Origin of the sequence: Asanoa sp. NPDC049475, assembly GCF_040676915.1 — a bacterium.
Lineage (GTDB): Bacteria > Actinomycetota > Actinomycetes > Mycobacteriales > Micromonosporaceae > Asanoa.
Genome location: NZ_JBFAPY010000015.1, coordinates 13970 through 35776, shown reverse-complemented (window position 1 = coordinate 35776; position 21807 = coordinate 13970). Strand labels below are relative to the sequence as shown.

The 21807-nt window shown below is 73.2% G+C and carries 21 protein-coding genes and 1 tRNA gene; 4 read left to right on the top strand and 18 right to left on the bottom strand.

All coding sequences use genetic code 11. The annotated features are described in order from the left end of the window. Positions 1-142: 142 nt before the first annotated feature. Positions 143-472 carry a hypothetical protein gene (locus AB0J88_RS38690; protein ID WP_364360670.1) on the bottom strand — a complete coding sequence of 110 codons (330 nt, stop codon included), beginning with the start codon at positions 470-472 and terminating at the stop codon, positions 143-145. A gap of 267 nt (positions 473-739) precedes the next feature. Here AB0J88_RS38690 and AB0J88_RS38685 point away from each other — a divergent pair. Next, a tRNA-Asn gene (locus AB0J88_RS38685) sits at positions 740-815 on the top strand. A gap of 2 nt (positions 816-817) precedes the next feature. On the opposite strand, the gene AB0J88_RS38680 is transcribed toward AB0J88_RS38685, so the two are convergent. From AB0J88_RS38680 to AB0J88_RS38630, 11 genes are all read right to left on the bottom strand, one after another. Continuing rightward, the gene (locus AB0J88_RS38680; protein WP_364360672.1) at positions 818-2797 is read right to left on the bottom strand and encodes a 1-deoxy-D-xylulose-5-phosphate synthase; all 1980 of its coding nucleotides are present in this window, start codon (positions 2795-2797) and stop codon (positions 818-820) included. A gap of 4 nt (positions 2798-2801) precedes the next feature. Continuing rightward, positions 2802-3806, bottom strand: coding sequence for an adenosyl-hopene transferase HpnH (gene hpnH / locus AB0J88_RS38675; RefSeq protein WP_364360674.1), 1005 nt, complete (start codon positions 3804-3806; stop codon positions 2802-2804). A gap of 3 nt (positions 3807-3809) precedes the next feature. Further along, a complete protein-coding gene (gene ispH / locus AB0J88_RS38670; protein ID WP_364360676.1) occupies positions 3810-5309 on the bottom strand; it encodes a 4-hydroxy-3-methylbut-2-enyl diphosphate reductase in 1500 nt (499 codons plus the stop codon). Then, positions 5306-7234 carry a squalene--hopene cyclase gene (shc, locus tag AB0J88_RS38665; RefSeq protein ID WP_364360678.1) on the bottom strand — a complete coding sequence of 643 codons (1929 nt, stop codon included), beginning with the start codon at positions 7232-7234 and terminating at the stop codon, positions 5306-5308. Before shc ends, ispH begins: the two co-directional genes overlap by 4 nt. Positions 7235-7247: 13 nt before the next feature. Continuing rightward, positions 7248-8258 carry a polyprenyl synthetase family protein gene (locus tag AB0J88_RS38660; protein WP_364360680.1) on the bottom strand — a complete coding sequence of 337 codons (1011 nt, stop codon included), beginning with the start codon at positions 8256-8258 and terminating at the stop codon, positions 7248-7250. Continuing rightward, positions 8255-9628 (bottom strand): hydroxysqualene dehydroxylase HpnE, encoded by a 1374-nt coding sequence (gene hpnE, locus AB0J88_RS38655; protein WP_364360682.1) that lies wholly within the window; start codon positions 9626-9628, stop codon positions 8255-8257. The genes AB0J88_RS38660 and hpnE overlap by 4 nt, the downstream gene beginning before the upstream one ends. Then, on the bottom strand, positions 9625-10482 hold the full coding sequence (gene hpnD, locus AB0J88_RS38650; RefSeq protein WP_364360684.1) for a presqualene diphosphate synthase HpnD: 858 nt from the start codon (positions 10480-10482) through the stop codon (positions 9625-9627). Before hpnD ends, hpnE begins: the two co-directional genes overlap by 4 nt. Next, the gene (hpnC, locus tag AB0J88_RS38645; RefSeq protein WP_364360686.1) at positions 10479-11342 is read right to left on the bottom strand and encodes a squalene synthase HpnC; all 864 of its coding nucleotides are present in this window, start codon (positions 11340-11342) and stop codon (positions 10479-10481) included. The genes hpnD and hpnC overlap by 4 nt, the downstream gene beginning before the upstream one ends. Before the next feature lie 189 nt (positions 11343-11531). Beyond that, a complete protein-coding gene (locus tag AB0J88_RS38640; RefSeq protein ID WP_364360688.1) occupies positions 11532-13667 on the bottom strand; it encodes a phosphatase PAP2 family protein in 2136 nt (711 codons plus the stop codon). A gap of 70 nt (positions 13668-13737) precedes the next feature. Then, complete coding sequence (locus AB0J88_RS38635; protein ID WP_364360690.1) at positions 13738-14700, bottom strand: DMT family transporter; 963 nt, start codon at positions 14698-14700, stop codon at positions 13738-13740. A gap of 68 nt (positions 14701-14768) precedes the next feature. Beyond that, positions 14769-15527 (bottom strand): SDR family NAD(P)-dependent oxidoreductase, encoded by a 759-nt coding sequence (locus AB0J88_RS38630; protein ID WP_364360692.1) that lies wholly within the window; start codon positions 15525-15527, stop codon positions 14769-14771. Between the two features lie 146 nt (positions 15528-15673). On the opposite strand from AB0J88_RS38630, the gene AB0J88_RS38625 reads away from it, so the two are divergent. After that, a complete protein-coding gene (locus AB0J88_RS38625) occupies positions 15674-16900 on the top strand; it encodes an NAD(P)/FAD-dependent oxidoreductase (protein ID WP_364360736.1) in 1227 nt (408 codons plus the stop codon). Here the strand turns inward: AB0J88_RS38625 and AB0J88_RS38620 are convergent. Beyond that, positions 16897-17232, bottom strand: a complete 336-nt coding sequence (locus AB0J88_RS38620) for a hypothetical protein (RefSeq protein ID WP_364360694.1) — start codon at positions 17230-17232, stop codon at positions 16897-16899. The two genes, AB0J88_RS38625 and AB0J88_RS38620, sit on opposite strands and share 4 nt — an antisense overlap. Before the next feature lie 60 nt (positions 17233-17292). Next, positions 17293-17763, bottom strand: a complete 471-nt coding sequence (locus tag AB0J88_RS38615) for a molybdenum cofactor biosysynthesis protein (protein WP_364360696.1) — start codon at positions 17761-17763, stop codon at positions 17293-17295. Positions 17764-17811: 48 nt separating this feature from the next. Here AB0J88_RS38615 and AB0J88_RS38610 point away from each other — a divergent pair, with 48 nt between their 5' ends. Beyond that, positions 17812-18183: an ATP-binding protein gene (locus AB0J88_RS38610; RefSeq protein ID WP_364360698.1), complete on the top strand. Its 372-nt coding sequence runs from the start codon at positions 17812-17814 to the stop codon at positions 18181-18183. Here the strand turns inward: AB0J88_RS38610 and AB0J88_RS38605 are convergent. From AB0J88_RS38605 to AB0J88_RS38590, 4 genes are all read right to left on the bottom strand, one after another. Beyond that, positions 18180-18560, bottom strand: a complete 381-nt coding sequence (locus AB0J88_RS38605) for a VOC family protein (protein WP_364360700.1) — start codon at positions 18558-18560, stop codon at positions 18180-18182. The two genes, AB0J88_RS38610 and AB0J88_RS38605, sit on opposite strands and share 4 nt — an antisense overlap. Before the next feature lie 9 nt (positions 18561-18569). Then, positions 18570-19142 carry a GNAT family N-acetyltransferase gene (locus AB0J88_RS38600; protein WP_364360702.1) on the bottom strand — a complete coding sequence of 191 codons (573 nt, stop codon included), beginning with the start codon at positions 19140-19142 and terminating at the stop codon, positions 18570-18572. 93 nt (positions 19143-19235) lie between these two features. Beyond that, a complete protein-coding gene (locus AB0J88_RS38595; protein WP_364360738.1) occupies positions 19236-20033 on the bottom strand; it encodes an ABC transporter permease in 798 nt (265 codons plus the stop codon). A gap of 2 nt (positions 20034-20035) precedes the next feature. Then, entirely contained in the window at positions 20036-21004 is a 969-nt protein-coding gene (locus AB0J88_RS38590; RefSeq protein WP_364360704.1) for an ATP-binding cassette domain-containing protein, read from the bottom strand. Between the two features lie 104 nt (positions 21005-21108). On the opposite strand from AB0J88_RS38590, the gene AB0J88_RS38585 reads away from it, so the two are divergent. Beyond that, positions 21109-21801 (top strand): VOC family protein, encoded by a 693-nt coding sequence (locus AB0J88_RS38585; RefSeq protein ID WP_364360706.1) that lies wholly within the window; start codon positions 21109-21111, stop codon positions 21799-21801. Positions 21802-21807: the final 6 nt, after the last annotated feature.

Genomic DNA, 21807 nt, shown 5'->3' with positions numbered 1-21807 from the left:
GAGAGACCATGGCCGCGGCTCCGCGGGAGACACGGCACGGTCAGCTCGGGACACGCCGCCATCCGGGCATCGTAGCCGCGCACCGGGACGCGAAAGGGCCCCTCACCGCGATGGCGAGGGGCCCTTCCGGCTGCCCACGCACTCAGGGCATGGGCTTGGTCGGTGAGGCCGACGAGGACGAGGGCGAGGCCGACGACGAGGTCAGGCCGTTCGCACCCGAGTGGCTGTGCTCGTGGCTGCTGCCCGAGCTGCTCATCTTCTCGCCGAGCTTCGTGTGGCTCAGCTTGTCCTTGCCCTCGGACATGAGGCGGCCGGCCTGGGCCTGGGCCGTCCCCCGGGCTTCCTGCACCGTGGGGTGGTCCATCACCTTGCGGGCCTGCGTGACGATCTCTTCGTACTTCTCCCGGCCCGCGCGGGCGCCCAGGACGAAGCCGGCGGCGAGTCCGCCGATGAACCAAAGCTTTCCGCGCATTGCGGCTCCTTCCGTGTGCCGGACGCGTCGATCCGCGTGCACGGCGACGTTGCTGTCCCCGGTGTACCTACCCATCGTGCTACCGACCCATGCGTCGGAAGCGCCATCTGACTAATTTGCCCTGTTTTCGCGGCCGGCGGGGCGGAACGCCCGCGAACCCGACGGCCGAGCGTGTCGTACCCCCACCCGATGCCCCTGAAACAGCACGCATCCTGTACTCTCGTACCGGTCGCGCAGCGCGGGGAAATCCGCGAGGCAGACCTGCTTTCCCCCGTAGCTCAATTGGCAGAGCAGCCGGCTGTTAACCGGCAGGTTTTTGGTTCGAGTCCAAACGGGGGAGCCACCTCATCCCACCAGCGGCAGCTCCCGCCGCACCGCACCGGCGATGCTCTCCGCGTCCAGCCCGCGCGCCTTCAAGATCGCACTGCGCGAGCCGTGTGCCAGGAAGTGCTGCGGCAGCGCCAGCGAGCGCACCGGCACGCGTACCCCGGCGGACCGCAACGCCCGCGACACCGCGTCGCCGTAGCCGCCGTGCGCGCCGCCGTCCTCGACCGTCACTACCAGCCGGTACGCCGCCGCGGCCGCGACCAGCTCCGGGTCCACCGGCAGGAGCCAGCGGGGGTCGGCCACGGTCACCGGCACGTCCAGCCGGTCAGCGGCCGCCATCGCCGCGGCCCCGAGCGGACCCACAGCCAACACGAGCACGCCGTCCGGCGCCGGATCCGGCCGCCCGGCACACCCGGAAGCCGGGACGTGCCCGGAGACCTGCCACCCACGACCGCCCGCAGCCCCTGGACCGACGCCGGTCCCGGAGCCATCACGCCACAGATCCGAACCCACGCCGCCGGGACCGGCTCCGCCCGGACCCGCGCCGCTCGGATCCGCGCTGCCCGGTGCCGGGCTGCCCGGCCGGGCGCCGTGCCACGCGCCGCCCGGGGCGGAAGCGGGTCGTTGTCCGCCGGCCGGACCCCAGCGCAGCACGTCCGCGCTGCCCAGCCGGCCCACGGCCGGCAACGCCGGTCCGACGTCCGCCTTCGGGAAGCGCAGCGCCGTCGGGCCCTCCCGGTGTGCCACGGCCTCGCGCAGCAGCGACCGGAGTTGGTCGCCGTCCCGGGGCGCGGCCACCCGCATCCCGGGCACCATGCCCAGCACCGACAGGTCCCACATCCCGTGGTGGGACGGTCCGTCGGTGCCCGTGATGCCCGCTCGGTCCAGCACGAAGGTGACCGGCAGCCGGTGCAGGGCCACGTCCATCAGGACCTGGTCGAGTGCCCGGTTGAGGAAGGTCGAGTAGACGCAGACCACCGGGTGCAGGCCGCCGGTGGCCAGGCCGGCCGCTGACGTCACCGCGTGCTGTTCGGCGATCCCGACGTCGAACGCCCGCTCGGGATAGCGTTCCGCGAACGCCTGCAGGCCCGTCGGCCCGAGCATCGCCGCGCTGATCGCCACGATGTCCGGCCGCTCGGAGCCCAGGGCCACCATCTCGGAGCCGAACACCGAGGTCCAGCTCTGGGCCGAGGACGGCGGGCCGGCCGGGCCGATCGTGTGCATCCGGTCGGCCTCGTCCTGTTCCGCCGGCGGGTGGCCGAGGCCCTTGCGGGTCAGGCAGTGCACCACCGTCGGCGTGCCCAGCTTGCGCGCCTTGCGCAGCGCCACCTCGACCGCCGCCGTGTCGTGGCCGTCGAAGGGGCCGAGGTAGGCCAGTCCGAGCTGCTCGAAGACCGACGCCGCGGCGCCGTCGCGCAGCGCGGTCAGGTGGCGGCCGACGGCGCCGGCCGTGGGCGCGTACGAGCGGCCGTTGTCGTTGAGCACGACCACGACGGGCCGCTGCGGTGCGGCGCCGATGTTGTTCAGCGCCTCCCACGCCATGCCGCCGGTGAGTGAGCCGTCGCCGACCACCGCCACCACGGCCCGGTCCGGCCGACCGCCGATGGCGAACGCCTTGGCGAGGCCGTCCGCGTAGGAGAGCGCCGTCGAGGCATGCGAGTTCTCGACGATGTCGTGCGCGCTCTCCGACCGCGACGGGTAGCCCGACAGCCCGCCCTCCTGGCGCAGGCTGTCGAGCGCGGCCCAGCGGCCGGTGAGCATCTTGTGCACGTACGCCTGGTGCCCGGTGTCCCAGACGACCGCGTCGTGCGGCGAGTCGAACACCCGATGCAGGGCGATGGTCAGCTCGACCACACCCAGGTTGGGCCCGAGGTGCCCGCCGGTGCGCGAGACCGTCTCGATCAGCAGAGAGCGGATCTCGAGAGCCAGGTCGGGCAGCGCGGACTCGGGCAGTGCCCGCAGGTCCGCCGGGCAGTGGATGCGCGAAAGGAGGGCCATCGCGTCACCGCCCGACGGCCGCCCGCATGGACTCCTTGAGGGATCCGAGTGTGGCGATCACCGCCGTCGGCTCGTACCCGCAGTGGGCCATGCAGTTGGCGCAGCGAGGGTCCTTGCCGCGTCCGAACGCGTCCCAGTCGGTCTCTTCGATGAGCTCCTTGTAGGTCGCCGCGTAGCCGTCGTCGAGCAGGTAGCAGGGCCGCTGCCAGCCGAGCAGCGAGTAGGACGGGATGCCCCACGCGGTGCAGGCCAGGTCCCGCTTGCCCTCCAGGAAGTCCAGGAAGATCGGCGAGTGGTTGAGCCGCCACTTGCGCCGCCGCCCGTTGGCGAAGGCCTTGGCGAACAGCTCGCGGGTCTCCGTGACGCCGAGCCAGTGCTCCTGGTCGGGTGCCTTCTGATAGGCGTACGCCGGTGAGATCTGCATGTTGTCGACCTCGACCACGTCGTTGAGGTAGTCGAGGACGCCGATGACGTTCTGCGGCGAGTCGTTGCTGAAGAACGTCGTGTTGGTCATCACCCGGAAACCGGCCGCCTTGGCCATCTTGATGGCCTCGATCGCGCCCTCGAAGCCGCCCTCCTTGTTGACCGACAGGTCGTGGCGGTCCTTGAGGCCGTCGACGTGCACCATCCACGAGAAGTTCCGGTGCGGCTTGAACTTGTGGAGGTGCTTGGGCATCAGCAGCGCGTTGGTGCACAAGAAGACGATCTTGTTGCGGTCGAGGAGCTGTCGAACGATCTCGTCAATCTGTTTGTGCATCAACGGCTCGCCGCCGGCGATGGAGACCATCGGGGCGCCGCTCTCCTCGATCGCGGCAACCGCCTGCTCGACGGGCATGCGCTTCTTGAGCACATCCGCGGGCTGTTCGATCTTGCCGCAACCCGCGCATTTCAGGTTGCACGCGAACAGCGGCTCGAGCTCGACGAGCAGCGGGAACTTCTCCCTGCGGAGCAGCTTCTGCTTGAGCAGGTAGCGGCCCAGCCGAACGGACTGCCGGAATGGCATGGCCATCGTTCAGCTCACCTCCTTGGGCAATGTGAAACGCAGGACTTCCGGATCCGTGGCCGGCTCCGCCACGGTGAGGGGTCCGAGTCCGCCGAGGCAGTCGACCAGTTCGTCGACCAGGGTGGGCGGCGCGGACGCGCCGGCGGTGACGCCGATGCGGCGCACCCCGGCGAGCAGGCGGAGGTCGACGTCGGCCGCGGAGTCGACGAGCCTGGCCGGCACGCCTTCCCGCTGGGCGACCTCGACCAGGCGGAGCGAGTTCGAGGAGTTGGTCGAGCCGACGACGAGCAGCAGGTCGCAGCCCTCGGCGATCTCGCGTACAGCGCGCTGGCGGTTGGTGGTGGCGTAGCAGATGTCGTCGCTCTTCGGTGCCGCGATGGTCGGGAACCGCTCGCGCAGCACGTCGGCGATCGCGGTGGCCTCGTCGACGGCGAGCGTGGTCTGCATGGCGTACGCGACGTTCCCCGCGTCCCGCGGCACCACCCGGGCGGCGGCGGCGACGTCCTCGACGACGACCACGTCGGCCGGCGCCTCGCCCAGCGTGCCCTCGACCTCTTCGTGGTCGGCGTGCCCGATCAGGAAGACGGTCGCCTCGCGGGCGCTGTGCCGGCGGACCTCGGTGTGCACCTTGGTGACCAGCGGGCAGGTGGCGTCGACGACCCGCAGCCCGCGCGCCTCGGCCTCGGCCCGCACGGCGGGGGAGACCCCGTGCGCCGCGAACACCAGCACGCTGCCGGGCGGCACCTCGTCGACCTCCTCGACGAAGACCGCACCCCGGTCCTCGAGGTCCCGCACGACGTGGGTGTTGTGCACGATCTGCCGGCGTACGTAGACCGGTGCGCCGAACTTCGCCAGCGCCCGGTCGACCACGTCGATCGCCCGCTCGACACCGGCGCAGAACGAGCGCGGATTGGCCAGTCGCACCTCGCGGGCACCGGTCGCGTCGGCCCAGGCGTCCAGGGCCGGTGCGGCCTGCCGCAGCCGGCGCAGCGCGCGGACGCCCCGACCGACCGTGCCGGGGCGCAGCAGCGGCTCGTCGGCCGTGTCGACGACGACGCGCACCACGGCGAACGGCGACCCGGTGGGCGCCAGCCAGATCGACTCGGTGTCGACGGCGAGCACGCCGGTGGCGGCCAGCCGCGCGCGGGCGGCCCGGCCGGCGACGCGGTGTTCGGACGCGATCGGGCCGAGGTGCACGACCAGGCCGTGCCGGCGCAGGCCGGCGGCGAGCAACGGGGCCGACGGGCACCGGCGGACGCTGCCGTCCGGGCCGCGTACCTCGGTGGCCACCACGACGTCGCCGGGCCGCACGCCGGGGCCGACCCCGCCGCCGACGCCGGCCACCAGCACCGGTCGACCGCCGAGCCCGCCCGAGGCGCGGAACGCCGCAGCGGCCCGCCGGGGACCCATGCCGACCCGCAGCACCGCGGTGTGCGCGTCGCGCAACGCCCGCCGCTCCACGCCGAGGGCGACACAGACGACCGGCGCGTGCCGGCGGGTGCTGGTCACGTGACGTCCAGGTAGCGGCCGAGCGCCGTGATCGGGAAGACCAGCCGGTAGAGGTGGTAGTTGATGTAGAAGTCGCCGGGGAAGCCGGTGCCCGTGAAGTGGTCCTCGTCCCAGCCACCGTCGGCCCGCTGCGTGCTGATCAGGTGGTCGACACCGGCCCGGGTCGCCGGGTGGTCGGTCTCGCCCGCGGCCAGCAGCGCGAGCAGCGCCCACGCGGTCTGCGACGGGGTGGACGCGCCCTTGCCGGCCCAGTTCGCCGGGTCCCGGTAGGAGCGCAGGTCCTCGCCCCAGCCGCCGTCCGTGTTCTGGTGCGCGACCAGCCAGTGCACCGCGGCCCGGATGGCCGGTGCGCCCGCGTCGACGCCGGCCTCGACCAGCGCCGGCACGGCGGCGCCGGTGCCGTAGACGTAGTTGGCGCCCCAGCGCCCGAACCATGACCCGTCCGACTCCTGGTTGCGCAGCAGCCAGGTGACCCCCCGCTGAGTCACCGGGTCGCCGGCGCGTCCCTCGAGTGCGAGCATCTCCACCACGTGCGCGGTGACGTCGGCCGACGGCGGGTCGATGACCTCGCCGAAGTCGCAGAACGGCAGCTTGTTGGCCAGCGTGCGGGTGTTGTCGGCGTCGAACGCGCCCCACCCGCCGTCGGTGGACTGCATGCCCACCGTCCAACCGACCCCGCGGCTGACGGCGCCCTCGATGTCGGCCCGCAGCGGGTCGTCGGCGGGCAGCCCGGCGGCGACCCGGCGCAGCGCCAGCACGATCTCGGCGGTGTCGTCGGTGTCCGGGTAGAGGTCGTTCGCGAACTCGAAGGCCCAGCCGCCGGGTGCCAGCCCGGGTCGGCGCACGGCCCAGTCGCCGGGCACCGCGATCTCCTCCTGGAGCAGCCAGGACGCCGCACGGCGGACCGCCTCGTCGGTCGCCGGAACACCGGCGTCGAGCATCGCGACCAGGGCCAGGGCGGTGTCCCAGACCGGCGACTGGCACGCCTCCAGCCGGCGGACCCAGCCCGCCTCGGTCTCCTCGCGGATGGTGAAGGAGTCCAGGCCGGCGAAGCCGGCCTTGAGGGCGGGATGGTCGAGCTGGTAGCCGAGCAGGTGCAGGGCGAGCAGCGAGTACACCCACGGCGGCTGGATGCCGCCCCACGACCCGTCGGCCTCCTGCCGGGCCAGGATCCACTCGGCGCCGCGCCGCTGGGCCAGTTCGCGCAGCGGCTTGAGCGCGTGCCGGCCGTAGAGCTTGAGCACCCGGTCGGTGCGCTGGAAGAAGCCGGTCCAGGTCCACGGCGGCGCGGCCGGCACCGGACGCGCACCGGTGCGCAGCTCGTCGATGCCGATCGGCAGCGGGCGCACGGGCCGCAGGCTGCCGACGATGGTCAGCGGCACCACGGTCTGCCGCGCCCAGCACGCCCAGTCGTAGACGTTGAGCGGGAACCAGCGCGGCAGGAAGATCATCTCGGGCGGCAACTCGGGCAGGTCGTCCCACGACCACAGGCCGAACAGCGCCATCCAGATCCGGGTGAACACCCGGGTGCGCTCCAGCCCGCCCATCTCCAGGATGAAACCGCGGGCGCGGGCCATGTGCGGCGCGTCCGGGTCGTCGCCGGCCAGCTTGAGCACCACGTACGCCTCGACGGTGGTCGAGAGGTCGCCGGGGCCGCCGTGGAAGTTGGCCCAGGTGCCGTCCTCCCGCTGCTGCGAGCGGATCCACCGGGCGGCCTCGTCGGTCTCCCGCTCGGTGCGGATGCCCAGGAACTGCCGGAGCAGCAGGTCCTCGGCGTCCATCGTCACGTTGGTGGCCAGCTCGCCCTTCCACCAGCCGGCCGGATCCTGCCGCGCCCGCAGGTGGCCGACGGCGGCCGTCAGCGCCGCCGCGACCGACCGTGGCGGCTGGTCCAGCGCCTGCGTCCCGGCGACCGTGGTGGTCATGCCGTCGCCCCGCTCATGAGTCCCGGTCCACGATGAACCTCCCGAGAGCCGTCAGTTCCGTCCGTGCTTCCTCGTCGATGTCGACGGTGGACAGTGCCTTCTCCGCCAGCGACATGCGCTCCCGCGCCTCGGAGAGCGCCCACTCGCGCCCGCCGGCGTTCTCCACCAGGTCGGCGGCCTTGCGCAGCGCGGCGTCGTCGGGCTCGCCCGGTGTGGCCAGCCAGGCGGCCAGCTCCGGGCCGTGCCGCGGGTCGCCGAGCGTATAGCTGACCGGCAGCGTCTTCTTGCGCGAGCGCAGGTCCGAGAAGACCGGCTTGCCGGTCACCACCGGGTCGCCCCAGATGCCGAGCACGTCGTCGACGAGCTGGAACGCCAGCCCGACCTGCGCGCCGAACGTCTTGAGCGCGGTCTGCACCGGCTCGGCCGCGCCTGCCAGCACCGCGCCGATCGCGGCGCTGGCCGCGAGCAGCGAGCCGGTCTTGCCGCTGGCCATCTCGATGCACTCGTCGAGCGTCACGTCGTCGCGGTTCTCGAACGCCACGTCCTGCACCTGGCCGCGGGTCAGCTCGCGGGTGGTGGAGGCGAGCAGCAGCCCGGCCCGCGCCGCCGCGGGTGTGCCGGCCTCGAGCACCACCTCGTGCGCGAGTGCCAGCAGCGCGTCGCCGGTCAGGATCGCGGTGTCGCCACCCCAGATGGCCCAGACCGTGCGCCGGTGCCGGCGTTCGACGTCGCCGTCCATCAGGTCGTCGTGCAGCAGCGAGAAGTTGTGCACGAGCTCGACCGCCACCGCGCCGGGCAGCCCGACCCGGGCCGGTGCGCCGACCGCCTCGGCGGACAGCAGCGCCAGTGCGGGCCGGATCGCCTTGCCGCCGTTGCCCTGACCGGGCGTGCCGTCGGCCGCGCACCAACCCAGGTGGTAGGAGGCGGCCAATCGGCTGGCCGGATCGAGTCGGGCGATCGCGGTCCGCAACGCCGGGAGCAGATGCTCGCGGCTGCGGTCCAACGCGGGCAGCGTCTGTGTCATGCCGGCACCCCCTGACACCTCTGCGGGCCGCCGCCGGCGGGGCGCCCAGCCCTTTTGTCTACAGTGGATGCATCAAGGGCGGCGTCCGCGGCCGTGTCACCACTCCGCGCGGCACCCTCCATAGTGGCCGGCCATCCCGTGTCCGTCCATGCCCCGGCCAGGAAAAGGCCCGGGACGGTGGTCACCGCGGACGGCCTGAGCCGCTGCGAGCCGGGTGCGGCGCGGAACGTGGCGTTCCGCTCCCGGGTCACGAAGAAGTCGACGACCTTCGCCTCGGACAGCGCGGGGAACAGCGCCTCCAGGTCGGGGAACAGCAGCTCGCGCAGCTCGGCGACCGGCGTGTCCACCAGGTCGTCGGCGGCCGACAGCGAGACCGCGAGGTACTGGCCCGTCCGCAGGCCGCTGGACGCCGTGCGGTCGAAGACCCACTGGATCGGCGTGCCGACGCCCGCGACGAACGGCTCCGTCGAGACCGGGCGGTCGAGCACCAGGTGCACGTTGACGATCGGCGACGTGCCCAGCCCGTCCGGGTCCAGCCCGAGGTCGGGAACCAGCCGGTGCGCCACCGGCGGCGGCACCGCCAGCACCACCTGGGCCGCGACCAGGGCCTCGGCGTCGCGCAGGCGCAGCGTGAAGCAGTCCTCGCCCCGCTCGATCGCGTCGACCTTCGTGCTGGTCAGCACCGTCGCGCCGGCCGCGGCCAGCGCCTGCGCCCCGGCCGCGCCGTGCAGCTCGCGCAGTGGGACGGTGGCCCAGCCGATGTCGGCCGCGTCGTTGTCGGTCAGCAGCCCGACCTGGAAGACCATCGCCGCCAGGGCCAGCGACGCGTCGTCGGCCCGCACGTTGAGGGTGGCCAGGCCCACCAGGTCCCACATCGCCCGGATCGTCTGCGCGTCCTGCCCCTGCTCGCGCAGCCAGTCGCCGAAGCTCCGCTCGTCGAGCGCCGGGTCGCCGCGGTCCAGCGCCTTCATCGCCAGGGCGGCCTTGGTGAACCTGAGCCGCTGCACCGGGCTGAGCAACCGGTAGCCGAGCAGTGCGCCACCCAGGTGCAGCGGCGCCGGCAGGTTGTTGCGGCGCAGCCGGGCCGTGCCGACGCCGGGCTGGTGCACGGCGATGTCGAGCCGGTCCTGGAGGTGGGTCTGCCCGGTCACCCCGAGGCGGTCTAGCAGGGCGCGATAGGCCGTGCAGCAGCGCAGGAACACGTGCTGCCCGTTGTCGACGTCGAGCTCGCCCCGCCGGAACGAGTGGGTCAGTCCACCCAGCCACGGCTTGGTCTCGACGAGCGTCACCCGCCGGCCCGCGTCGGCCAGGCGCAGTGCGGCGGTGATCCCGGCGAGGCCGCCGCCGACGACCGCGACGTCGGTGCTCACGACGACACACCCGCCAGCGCGCGCACCGCCACCGACGCCTTCTGCCAGCCGGTCAGCGACAGCCGTCGGTCGTACACCAGCCGGGGGTTGGTGGCGATCTGCTCCAGCAGCCGGCGGTAGATGCCGGACATGGCCGCCGCGCTCGCGGCGCTGCGGCGGTCGAGCAGGGGCAGCAGGCGCAGGCCGCGCTCGTACCAGAGTCGCGCCCGCTCCGCGGCGAAGGCGATGAACCGGGCCAGCCCGCCGTCGCGGTCGACCAGGTTGCCCTTGGCGTCCAGCGCGAGCCGCACCCCGAACCGGTGCAGGTCCTCGCTGGGCAGGTAGACGCGGTTGTTGGTCAGGTCCTCGCGGATGTCGCGCAGGATGTTGACCTGCTGGAGCGCGATGCCCAGCGCGTCGGCGTACTCGCTGGCCCGCGGGTCGGCCCGGGAGCCGAAGATGCCCAGGCAGAGCCGGCCCACCGAGCCCGCCACGCAGCGGCAGTAGTCGACGAGCTGCTCGAACGTGTCGTAGCGCGTGCCGTTGAGGTCCATCTGCACGCCGTCGACGAGCTCCCCGAACGCGCCGACCGGCAACGGGAACCGCCGCGCGGTGTCGGCGACCGCGACGAGCACCGGGTCGGTGCTGCCGTCGATGTCGGACAATTCGGCCTTGAGCCCGTGCAGCGCGGTGGTCTTGTCGGCCAGGGCCAGGTCGCCGTCGCCGATGTCGTCGATCCGGCGGGCCAGCGCGTAGACCGCGCAGAGGCTGGTGCGCTTGGCCGGCGGCAGCAGCCGGATGCCGTAGTAGAAGTTGCGGGCCTCCGTGCGGGTGATGGCCTCGCAGGTCTCGTACGCGGTGCTCAGCGCGGTCATCGGGACATCACCGCCGAGCCGAACGTCGCCGCGACGGCCTGCGCGAGGATGTCGCGCTTCGCGGGGCGGGGAGTCCTGGTGAGCACGTCCCACTCGGCGCGGCGCAGCGCGTAGAGCGTGGCCCGGCCGCCGGCGACATAGCCGGTGACCGCCAGCCGGCCCCAGCCACGCAGTTGCCGCAGCAGTGGCAGGCCCTCGTCGAGCAGCGATCCGGCCCGCTGGGCGTTGAACGCGACCAGTTGGCGCACGGCCGCACCGGCCCGCGGCGCGTCGAGGTCGGTGGGACGCACGCCGAACCGGTCGAGGTCGGCCATCGGCAGGTAGATCCGGCCGTTGCGGCGGTCCTCGGCCACGTCCTGGCAATGCTCGACGATCTGGAGCGCGGTGCACACCTTGTCGGACAGCTCTTCCAGCCGCGGACCGGCGGCGCCGAAGACCCGCAGCACGATGCGGCCGATCGGGTCCGCCGACAGCCGGCAGTACGCGACCAGGTCGTCGAAGGTGCCGTACGCCGTCCGCTCCTGGTCCTGGAGGTTGGCCGCGACCAGGTCGTGGAACGGCTTGGCGTCGAGCCCGCAGGTCAGCATCGTGGGGCGCAGCCGCTGGAGCACCAGGTGGCGCGGGGTGCCACCGCCGAACAGCGTGTCGAGGTCGGCGTCGAAGTCGCGGAGCGCGGGCCGGCGGTCGCCGTGACCCCGGTCGCCGAGGTCGTCGATGACCCGGGCCACGTCGTACACGGCGTGCAGGTGCGCCCGGTGGCGGCGCGGGAGGATCCGCAGTGCCACCGGGAAGTTCTCGGCTTGCTCCTTGGCGCGCAGGTACGCGTCGCCGGCGCCTGCCGGGTCAGGGAGGGAGGTCATGCCCGCAATGCTGCCTGGTCGCGCGGCGACCGGGCGGGCGACCGTGACGGTCGCGACCTCGCTCGATTGCTCCCCCTGTATCGAGCCCATCTTTTGGTGCTGCCCCCTTCGTCCGCGGTGCCCAGGCCACGCGCGGCGACTGCCATCGATCAGGACTCGTATCGCCGGCCCGTGGGTCTGGTGCGCCGGTTAGCTCATATCTTTACGGACAGGTATGCCGTCTTCGCGGAAAACAGGCCAGAACAGTCCAAATTCCTCGCTTGATCTACTTGAGGGGTGCGCGCCGGGCGCGCGTGACTGCCGCGACAGCTCGTCGATGACCGCCACCATCGCGGTGGCGAGGCGATGCGCGTCCGCGCCGAGAGCGGGGTCCACGCTGACCCCGATGTTCAGGCACCGGTCCCAGCCGGTGACGCCGACGGACACCGGCGCGCCCGGCGCCAGCGGCACCACGGGATGCACGAAGTGAACGGCCCCGCCGGCCAGCCGGTACTCGCCGGCGGGGCCGACCATCGTGGAGACGATGCCCTCGAAGAACCGCTTCCCGTAAACCTTCCGGGCAAACCACCGCTGGGCCGGCGGCGGCAGGACACCGGTGGCCGTGCCGATGACGAAGGCGGCGGCGGTCGCGCGGGTGCCGGAGCGCAGCCGGTCGGCGCGCACGGCGGTCTCCCGCAGTCGCTCGACCTCGTCGTCCGGGCCGAGCGGCAGATCCAGCACCGCCGCCGAGGTGACCGTGCCGGCCGAACGGTCGCCGGGGCACGGCAGGGTCAGCGGCACACTCACGCGCACGTCGGTGGGGGCCGCCACGGTCGGCAGCACCCGTTTGAGCGCGCCGGCGCTCGCGGCGAGCAGGACGTCGTCGACCCGCACGCCGTGCGCCCGGGCCGTCTCGCGCACCACCGACGTGGGCACGCGGGCCATGCCGTAGGTCCGGTCCCGTGGGGCGCCGGTCGGCAGCCGATGCCTCGCCCGCCCGTCGCGGACGAGCTGGCCGAGCCCGCGGGCCACGGCGCGGATGCGGGCGAACACGCCGAGCCTGGGCAGGTCGGCGGCCGGCCGCTCGGGCACCGGGTCGAACAGGTGCCTGGCCGAGACGACCGGGGCCGACCCGGCGGAGACCACGCGGTGCACGGTCAGCACCACGACCACCTCGCCCGGCGTCACGCCGGTGACCGTCCAGCAGCGCCACAACGGACGGTCCCGCGGCAGCGGAGTCCGCTCGAGGCCCGCGAGGAACGCCTCCAGCGCGGCCGGCCCGCCGGGGCTGCCGTCGGGCCCGCTCAGGTCCCGGACCGGCAGGTGCCACTCCCAGTCGAGGTCGCGGACGCGTACCCAGCGCGGCCGCCGCCAGAACGAGCCCTCCGCCACCTTGTGCCGGTAGCGCGGCAGGCGGTCGACGACGTCGCGGAACCGGGCACGCAGGTCGGCCTGCACGGCCGGTCCGGTGCGACCGTCGCGCAGCACGACCACGTCGGCGGCGTGCTGGGCGTCACCGCTGGTGGTCTCCGCGTGCAGGAGGAACGCGTCGGCCGGGGAGAGCCGCGGTCGCTTCTGGTTCGGCCTGTCGGCGACCAGCATCATCAGGCCGACGCACGCCAGCGTGACCAGGGCGCCGCCGACCGCGTCCAGCACGTAGTGGTTGGCGGTGGCCATGATCACGGACGTGGTGAGCGAGACGTACAGCAGGCAGAGCGCCTTCACCCACCAGCGGTCGCGGAAAATCGAGCTGACCACGATGGTCACCCAGACCGCCCACCCGACGTGGAGCGACGGCATCGCCGCCAGGTGGTTGGCGTCCGCGGTGAAGGGCGAGCCCCACGAGCCGAACGTGCCGCCGTCGGTGACGGTGTCGACGAAGCCCTCGCCGGGCAGCAGCCGGGGTGGCGCCGCCGGGTAGATCGCGAAGATCGAGATGGCGATCAGGTTGACCATGACGAACGTGCTGCGTGCCCAGCGGTACCACGGCGACCGGGTCAGGTAGAGGAGGATCAGCAGCCCGAACGAGGTCGCCACGTACCCGAACGCGTACTCGTAGTTGGCCACCACGGAGAGCGTGTCGTGCGAGGTCAGCCACTCGTTGAGCGAGCGCTCGACGTCGATGTGCAGGAACTGCTCCAGTTCGAGCAGGTCACGCCCGTGCGCCGTCGCGATCGACTCCCGGAACATGCCCCCGCCGCGCGAGATGCCGATGTAGAGCACGACCACCGCGGCCACGATCGCGAGCTCGCGCCGGAGCCTCGGTCGGGGTCGATGAGCGCGCACGTCGGCCGTACCGTCCGGGCTGGTCCACGCGGGCGGCTCAGGCGCCTTCTTCAGGTGCACACTTCCAGGTTGCGTCGCCGCCCCCGTTTCCCGTGCGGAAACGCCAAGCTCGGCCGGTGCTTCCGCCGGATCAGTGGCTCGCCTGGGGCCTCGGTGGGCCGTGTGGCCGGCCGGACCGCACCCCGGACTGTTCTTCCTCGTCGTCCCGCACGCTCGGGGAGTGCGCGAGACCGATCGCTCCCGCCGATATCAACACGGCCGCGATCACGAGCGCTGTGAGCTGCGTCGCAGTTTGCGGAAGTGTGACGTTGAACGCAAAGATGCCGATGAGGTAGCTGGCCACCGGATTCGTGATGTTCATCGCGGCGACGGCCGGAGGGAGCGAACCGGCCGCGAACGCCCCTTGTTCCAGCAGCAGCCCGGTGATCGTCGAGACGGCCAGCGCGTACCCCGGCCAGTCCGTCGCCGTGGCGGCGATGCCGCGGTTGACCAGGTCCTCGACGGTCAGGCTGAGCGCCAGCGCGCTGTAGGCGAAGCAGAGGCCGGCCGCGATCGCGATCAGGAAGGAGTGCACCGCGGGCCGGCGGCCGGTGGCGGCGCCGATGATCAGCACCACCGCGACGGCGGTGATCAGGCCGGCCAGGATCGCCCAGCCGCGGTTGGCCTGGTCGGCGCGCGGCGCGACGCCGCGCACGCTGAGGAACAGCGCCAGGCCGCCGCAGATCAGCCCCGCCGACACCAGGTCGCGCCAGTCCGGGCGGCGGTGCCGCAGCGACAGGGACAACGGCAGAGCGAACAGGAGCTGGGTGACCAGCAGCGGCTGGACCAGGGCGACCGAGCCGAAGTGCAGCGCGATGGCCTGGGCGCCGAAGCCGAGCAGGTTGGCGCACCAGCCGATCAACCACAGGGGTTGGCGGAAGAGGCGGCGGATGAGCCTGAGCAGCGAGATGACGACGACCCCGTGCCTGGGGGTGTCGGCCTCGCCCGGGTGGGCCGGTGCGTAGTCGGACTGGCGTGCCGCGTGTTGCTGGAGAGCGGCCGAGGTGCCGAAGAGGAATGCCCCGAAAATCGCGAAGGTTACCGCCCAGGCCACACTCTGATCCCTACGTCCGGTTTATCGACGTTCCCGGCTCCTTAAGCGAGCTTCGCACGGCGGCAGGGTCAACTGCCGCCGAAGCGGCCTGCCAGGGCCCGGTACGCGCCGGGGAGGGTGTTCCGGACGGCGACCGGCAGCCGCAGCCAGGCCGGCCGGTAGAGCTCGGCGCCGCCGGACATGATCAGCCCGACCAGGTCGCGACCGACCGGCCCCGGGTCGAGCGGCGCGGGTCGCGCTCGGCCGTACGGGCGGCCCCGGCGCTCGAAGAACCGGGTGTCCACCACACCGGGCACGAGCACACCGACGTCCACTCCGGTGCCCTTCAGCTCCAGTCGTAGGCTCTCGGCGAAGCCGTCCAGGCCGGCCTTGGTCGCGGCGTAGACGGCCTCGCCCGCGACCCCGGTGCGGCCGGCGATCGACGTGACGTAGGCCAGGTAGCCCGTGCTCCGCTGCCGCATCCCCGGGAGCAGCGCCCGGGTCAGCGCGATCGGTGCGGCCAGGTTGAGCACGAGCAACCGGTCGCGGTCGGCGTCGGCCATCTCCTCGAACGGGCCGGCCCAGCCGGAGCCGGCGCTGGCGACGAGGATGTCGACCCGCCCGGTGCGCTCGAGCGCCCCGCGGGCCAGCCGTTCCGCCTCTCCGGGGATGCTCAGGTCGGCCACCAGCGCGTGCCCGTCGAGCCGGGCGGCCAGCGCCTCCACGGCCGGGCGGTCGCGGCCGTGGACGACGACGTTGGCGCCCTCGGCTGCGAGGGCGAGCGCGGTCGCCCGACCGATGCCCGACGACGCGCCCGTGACCAGGGCGACCGCACCCGAAATCCGCATCACCCCATCTTCGGGTACGACCGTCCACGACGGACGGAAACGCTGCGCGGCCAGTCGCGCGCCGGTAAGCTTCCGTTGCGTCGATTGAATGCGTCGATCCAGGGAGACCGATGCCTGCCAGTCTGCCCGCCTCCGCGCCTGTCAGTCTGCCCGCTTCCGCGGATGTGGTCATCGTCGGCGGCGGCCTCGCCGGCCTTGCCGCCGCGCGCCGGCTCGACCGTGCGGGCCTCGACTGGGTGCTGGTGGAGGCGGCCGACCGGCTCGGCGGCCGGATCGCCACCGACGAGGTCGACGGCTACCGGCTCGACCGCGGCTTCCAGGTGCTCAACACCGCCTACCCGCGGTTGTCCGCGCTCGTCGACCTCGCGGCCCTCGACCTGTGCCCGTTCACCCCCGGCGTGCTGGTCCGGCGCGGCCCGGACCTCGTGCGGCTGGCGGCGTCCCTGCGCCCCGGCGTCCTCGGCGCGTCGCTGGGTGCCGCGAGCCGGCTCGGCGCCCGCCTCGACCTGCTGCGGTTCGCGGCCCTGGTGGCCCGTTACGCGTCCCTGCCGTCGGCCCGGTTGCTCGACGCACCGGAGATCACCGCCGAGGCGGCGCTGCGCCAGGCCGGTCTCTCCCACGCGTTCATCGAGGAGCTGGCCCGGCCGTTCCTGTCCGGCGTCTTCGCCGACCGCTCGCTGGAGACCTCCAGCCACGTGCTGGCGATGATCGTCCGCTCCTTCGCCCGTGGCCGCATCGCGGTGCCGGCGACCGGCATGGCGGCCCTGCCCGCCGCGGTGGCCGCGCCGCTGCCGACCGAGCGGCTGCACCTCGACGCGCCGGTCGGGTCGGTGGCACGCGGCACCGTGTCGCTCGTGGACGGTCCCGTCGTGCGCTGCCGCGCGGTGCTGGTCGCGGCCGCGACCACCCTGCTGCCGGCCGTGCCCCTGCCCCGGATGCATGCGCTCACCACCTACTACCACTCCAGCGCCGACGCGCCGCTGACCGAGCCGACGCTGCTGCTCGACGGTGACCGCCGCGAGATCGTGGCCAACACCGTGGTGATGTCGGCCGCCGCGCCGAGCTACGCACCGCCCGGCCGGGCGCTGATCGCCACCTCGGTGGTCGGGCCGGCCGCACCGCCCGAGCCGGTGGTCCGCGCCGAGCTCGCCCGGCTCTACGGGGTGGCGGTGGACGACTGGGACCACCTGCGGACCGTGTCGATCCCGGCCGCGCTGCCGGCCGCGCCACCGCCGCAGGGTCGGCTCCGCGCGCCCGTCGCGCTCGGCGACGGCCTGTTCGTGGCCGGGGACCACCGCGACAGCCCGTCCATCCAGGGCGCCCTGGCCAGCGGCTGGCGCGCCGCCGGCGCCATCGTCGCGTCCCTGCGTTAGGTGGCCAGCGCGACCGCCCGCTCGGCTCCGAGCGCCTCGCCGTCCCGCCAGGCCGCGTCGTAGCGGTCGCCACCCAGTTCGGCCCGCGCGGCCGCCGGGTCCAGCCCCATCGACGGCCAGGACGGCACGAACGCCCGCATCCACATCTCGTTGGACGGGGTACGCAGGGCCTGCGCGGCGGCGGCCAGCCGGACCGCGGCGGTCAGGTCGCCGTCGCCGCTGTCGATGGCGCCCAGCTCCTCGCCGGCCTGCCAGGCCTGGTCGTAGGCGTCGGCGCCCAGCCGGGAACGGGTCACGGCCCGGTCGGGGCCGGTCGCCGGCGTGAGGATCACTGGCTGATCGTCCGACGGCACCGACTCACCCCATCCCCATCTTTTCAGGATATAGGGGTATTACTCGATCGTGACCGTCACCGGACCTACCCGCAGGGTCCCGTCGTCGAGCGGGCTGCAGCGGATCCCGCCGTGCCCGCGCAGGGCCTTGAACGCGCCCGGCCCGACGGCCACGTCCATCCAGGCACAGGGGTTCGCCCGGCGGCGGACCGCGAGCCGGACCGGGCCGCTGCCGGAGTCCAGGCGCAGGATCGAGCCGACCAGGTCGTCCACGGCGATGCCGGTCACCAGGATGTTGCGCCGGACCTGCGTGAGGCCGATGCCGGGCGGCAGGCTCTCCCGGGCGATCACGGTCACCGCGGCGTCGCGGTGCGCCGGCCGGGCGAAGTAGCGATCGCCGACGATGCCCAGGCCCGCCCGGATCTGGACCTGGTCGACCAGCTCGCCGGGTGGCGCGGGCGCCGGGCCGTCGGCGGGCCTGCCCTCAAATCGGTGTACGGGCGAGGCCAGCAGTTCGACGATCTCCGGCATCCCACCGAGTCTGGCATGTGTCGCACCCAGGGTGGGTATAACGGCCCCGTGGACGCGGTGCGGTTGAGGTTCGAGGGGGGCGCCCCCGCCGGCATGGCCCGGCGGGCGGTGCGGGAGGCGCTCGACCGCTGGAAGCTGGCCCATCTGGCCGACGACGCCGTGCTGGTGACCACCGAGCTCATGCAGAACGTCGTGCGGCACACCAGGGACGGCGGCGAGCTCGTGGTGCGCCGCTGCGGTGACGCGCTGCGCATCGAGGTCGCCGACACCAGTGCCGCCCAGCCGACGGTGCGGGCGCCGGACCCGGCCCGGGTGGGCGGCCGGGGCCTGTCGATCGTCGCCGCCGTCGCCCGGGCCTGGGGCACCCTGGCCCGCAGCGGCGGGACCGGCAAGGTCGTCTGGGCCGAGCTGGCGGCCTAGTCCTCTGGCACCCAGAGGCAGAACGGGTGGCCGACGGGGTCGATCATGACCTTGACGTCGTCCTGCGGCTGGAACGCGGCCACCTTCGCTCCCTGCTGCTCCGCCCACGCCACGGCGGCGGGCAGGTCGCGCACCTCGACGTCGAGGTGGACCTGCATCTGCTGGTCGCCGTCGCCGGCCGGCCACACCGGCGGGACGTGGTCGGTCTCGAGCTGGAACGACAGCCCGATGCCACCGCCGGGTGCCCGCAGGGTCGCCCACCCGGGCTCGTCGGAGCCGCGCTCCCAGCCCAGCAGGCGCTCGTAGAAGTCGCGCAGCGCGCGGGGATCGGGGGCGCCGAGCACCATCCCGTTCGGACGTAGGTTCGGACGGTCCATGGGCGGACCCTAACCCGGGGCGCGACGGGCCGCATCCCAAGCGGCCCGGGTGAGCTCGTAGGCGACATCGCCCTGCTCGGATCCCTCGATCACCTCGGGCCAGTCGGTGTGGAACTGCCCCGCGAAGCTCAGCCCGGCCTTCTCCAGCACCCGCCGCGACCCGGTGTTGACGGTCATGGTGTCGGCCACGACGAGGCGCACGCCGAGGTCCTGGAAGCCCTTGTCGACGACGGCCCGCGCTCCCTCGGTGGCGTAGCCCCGGCCCCACGCGTCGCGGCGCAGCCGGTAGCCGAGGTCGGCGACGTCCGGCCGGTCGGGATCGGTCGGCCGCAGGGCGAACCAGCCCACGAACCGCCCGCCGGCCCGCTCCTGCGCGGCCCAGACGGCCCGCCCGCCACCGAAGGCGGCGAACCCGCGCAGCATGTCCGGCAGCGTCCGCTCCCGGATCGCGGCGCGGCTGGCCGGCTTGCCGCCGTTGATGTAGCGCATCACCTCGGGGTCGTCGTCGAGCGCGAACAGCGCCTCGGCGTCGTCCGGCGTGACGTCACGCAGCACCAGCCGCTCGGTGGTCAGGAACGCCATCCCGCGATGCTGCCCGGCCGCGCCCGCCCCGCGCCACCGGGTTTAAGGCGTGTCTCGTGGATCATGCCGTCACCCTGATCCACGAGACACCCTCTAGCGGCTCGCCGCGCGGCGGTAGCGGGCGATCGACATCGGCACGAAGATCGCCAGGATCAGCAGGCACCAGCCGATGGACAGCCAGATCGGGTGCTGGGCCGGGAATCCGGTGCCGTTGGCCGCGCCTTCCGGCGCGTTGCCCCACAGCTCCCGCAGGGCCAGCACCACCGACGAGATCGGGTTCCATTCGGCGATGGGTTGCAGCACCGACGGCAGCGAGGAGGTCGGCACGAACGCGTTGGACAGGAAGGTCAGCGGGAACATCCAGATGAAGCCGGCGCTCTGTGCGACCTCGACCGACTTCACCGACAGCCCGATCACGGCCGAGATCCAGCTCATCGCGTACGCGAAGAGGAACAGGATCGCGAATCCCGCCACGCCCCGCAGGAAGCCCTCGTTGATCCGCCAACCGACGATCACGCCGGTGACCGACATGACGATCACCGTGAAGACGTTGTTGATCAGGTCCGACGAGGTGCGCCCGAACAGCACCGCGCCGCGCGACATGGGCAGCGATCGGAACCGGTCGACGATGCCCTTCTGCAGGTCGTCGGCGAGCCCGATGGCGGTGATGCCGGCGCCGAACGCCACCGTCTGCACGAAGATGCCGGGGATCAGGAACTCGCGGTAGTTGACGCCCGGGGTGGCGATCGCGCCGCCGAACACGTACGCGAACAGCAGCACGAACATGATCGGTTGGATGGTGGAGAAGATCACCAGGTCGGGCACGCGTTTGATCTTCAGCAGATTCCGTTTGGTGACGACCCAGCCGTCGCTGGCGGCCTCGAGCACCATGGTCACGGCGCACCCCCGGTCTCGGTCTGCTCCTGCGCCGGCTGCCCCGTGAGCGTCAGGAACACGTCGTCCAACGTCGGCTTGCGGATCTCCAGGTTGGTCGGGCTGATCTCGGCGGCGTCGAGCTTGCGCACGGCCTCCACCAGCGCCGCCGTGCCGCGGTCGATGTGCACCGTGACCTCGCGGGCCTGGTCGTCGACCTCGGGCTCGTCGACGCCGACCGAGCGCAGCACGTCGGCCGCGGACGCGAGCTCGTCGCGCTCACCGACGGCGACCGCCAGCTTCTCGCCGCCCATCTGCGCCTTCAGCTCCGCCGCGGTGCCCTGGGCGATCGCCCGGCCGTGGTCGATCACCACGATGTCGTCGCAGAGCCGGTCGGCCTCCTCGAGGTACTGCGTGGTGAGCAGCAGCGTCGACCCGGCCTTGACGAGATCGCTGATCACGCCCCACATGCCGAGCCGGCTGCGCGGGTCGAGCCCGGTCGTCGGCTCGTCCAGGAAGATAACCGGAGGTTGTACGACCAGCGCGCCCGCGAGGTCGAGCCGCCGCCGCATGCCGCCGGAGTACGTCTTGGCCGGCCGGTCCGCGGCGTCCGTGAGCTCGAACTGCTCGAGCAGCTCCTTGGCCCGCCTCCGCGCCTGCTTCTTGCCCAGGTGGTAGAGCCGGCCCACCATTTCCAGGTTCTCTTGGCCGGTCAGGTAGTCGTCGACGGCCGCGTACTGCCCGGAGACGCCGATGATCCGGCGCACCCGGTCGGGATGGGCGCACACGTCGATGCCGCCGACCTCGCACCGTCCCGAGGTCGGGGTGATCAGCGTGGTCAGCATGCGCACGGTCGTGGTCTTGCCCGCGCCGTTCGGCCCGAGCAGGCCGAGCACCGTGCCCTCGGGGACGACGAGGTCGAGGCCGACGACGGCCGTGACGGAGCCGTACGTCTTCCCCAGCTGTTCGGCGATGATCGCATTCGCCATCTGCCCACCGTAGCCGCACGATTGCCGCAAATCAGGCAGCTCGTCCCTCCCCAACGCGTAATTGGGGTGCGAAGCGGGGTCGCCGCGCGGGCACAATGGCCGGCGTGCCCATCGCCGCCCTGCGTGACATCTGCCTCGACGCCACCGACGCGCTGATGCTCGGCCGGTTCTGGTCGGCCGCCCTCGGCGCGAGCTTCCACGACAACGGCGACAAGTCCGCGCGGATCGACCACGTCCGGCCCGGCGACCTGAGCGTGTGGGTCGACCCGGTGCCCGAGCCGCGGACCGGGAAGACCCGGGTCCACCTCGACCTGCGGCTGCCCACCGCCGACCCGGCGCCGCTCGTGGCGGCCGGCGCGACGGTGGTGCGCGTCCCCGACGCCGAGATCTCGTGGTGGGTGCTGGCCGACCCCGACGGCAACCAGTTCCGCGCCTTCCCGCCCCGTCCCGGCGCCGCCCCGGCGGCTGTCGAGGTCTACGAGCTCGTGGTCGACGCCGCCGACCCGTCGGCGCAGGCGACCTGGTGGGCATCGGTCACGGGAGGGCGCGTCGACGCCGGCTCGGTGCTCGGCGCGGCCGGCTTCCCCGCCGAGCGCTGGGTCTTCGACGCGGTCTCCGAGCCCAAGACGGTCAAGAACCGGATGCACTGGGACGTCGACCTCACCGCCGCCGACCCGGGCGAGCTCGTCGCAGCCGGCGCCCGCGTCCTGCGCGAGCCCGACGACGTGATCTCTTGGTGGATCATGGCCGACCCCGAGGGCAACGAGTTCTGCGCGTTCGCCCCCGACGCCTCCTGAGGCACC

Bases quoted from the DNA above. Each gene is read 5' to 3' on its own strand.
- AB0J88_RS38590 (WP_364360704.1), bottom strand. From the start codon at position 21,004: ATGGCGAATGCGATCATCGCCGAACAGCTGGGGAAGACGTACGGCTCC.
- AB0J88_RS38600 (WP_364360702.1), bottom strand. From the start codon at position 19,142: ATGGCGTTCCTGACCACCGAGCGGCTGGTGCTGCGTGACGTCACGCCG.
- hpnC (WP_364360686.1), bottom strand. From the start codon at position 11,342: ATGACCTCCCTCCCTGACCCGGCAGGCGCCGGCGACGCGTACCTGCGC.
- AB0J88_RS38630 (WP_364360692.1), bottom strand. From the start codon at position 15,527: ATGCGGATTTCGGGTGCGGTCGCCCTGGTCACGGGCGCGTCGTCGGGC.
- hpnD (WP_364360684.1), bottom strand. From the start codon at position 10,482: ATGACCGCGCTGAGCACCGCGTACGAGACCTGCGAGGCCATCACCCGC.
- AB0J88_RS38605 (WP_364360700.1), bottom strand. From the start codon at position 18,560: ATGGACCGTCCGAACCTACGTCCGAACGGGATGGTGCTCGGCGCCCCC.
- AB0J88_RS38595 (WP_364360738.1), bottom strand. From the start codon at position 20,033: ATGGTGCTCGAGGCCGCCAGCGACGGCTGGGTCGTCACCAAACGGAAT.
- AB0J88_RS38690 (WP_364360670.1), bottom strand. From the start codon at position 472: ATGCGCGGAAAGCTTTGGTTCATCGGCGGACTCGCCGCCGGCTTCGTC.
- AB0J88_RS38615 (WP_364360696.1), bottom strand. From the start codon at position 17,763: ATGCCGGAGATCGTCGAACTGCTGGCCTCGCCCGTACACCGATTTGAG.
- AB0J88_RS38660 (WP_364360680.1), bottom strand. From the start codon at position 8,258: ATGACACAGACGCTGCCCGCGTTGGACCGCAGCCGCGAGCATCTGCTC.
- AB0J88_RS38680 (WP_364360672.1), bottom strand. From the start codon at position 2,797: ATGGCCCTCCTTTCGCGCATCCACTGCCCGGCGGACCTGCGGGCACTG.
- hpnH (WP_364360674.1), bottom strand. From the start codon at position 3,806: ATGGCCATGCCATTCCGGCAGTCCGTTCGGCTGGGCCGCTACCTGCTC.
- shc (WP_364360678.1), bottom strand. From the start codon at position 7,234: ATGACCACCACGGTCGCCGGGACGCAGGCGCTGGACCAGCCGCCACGG.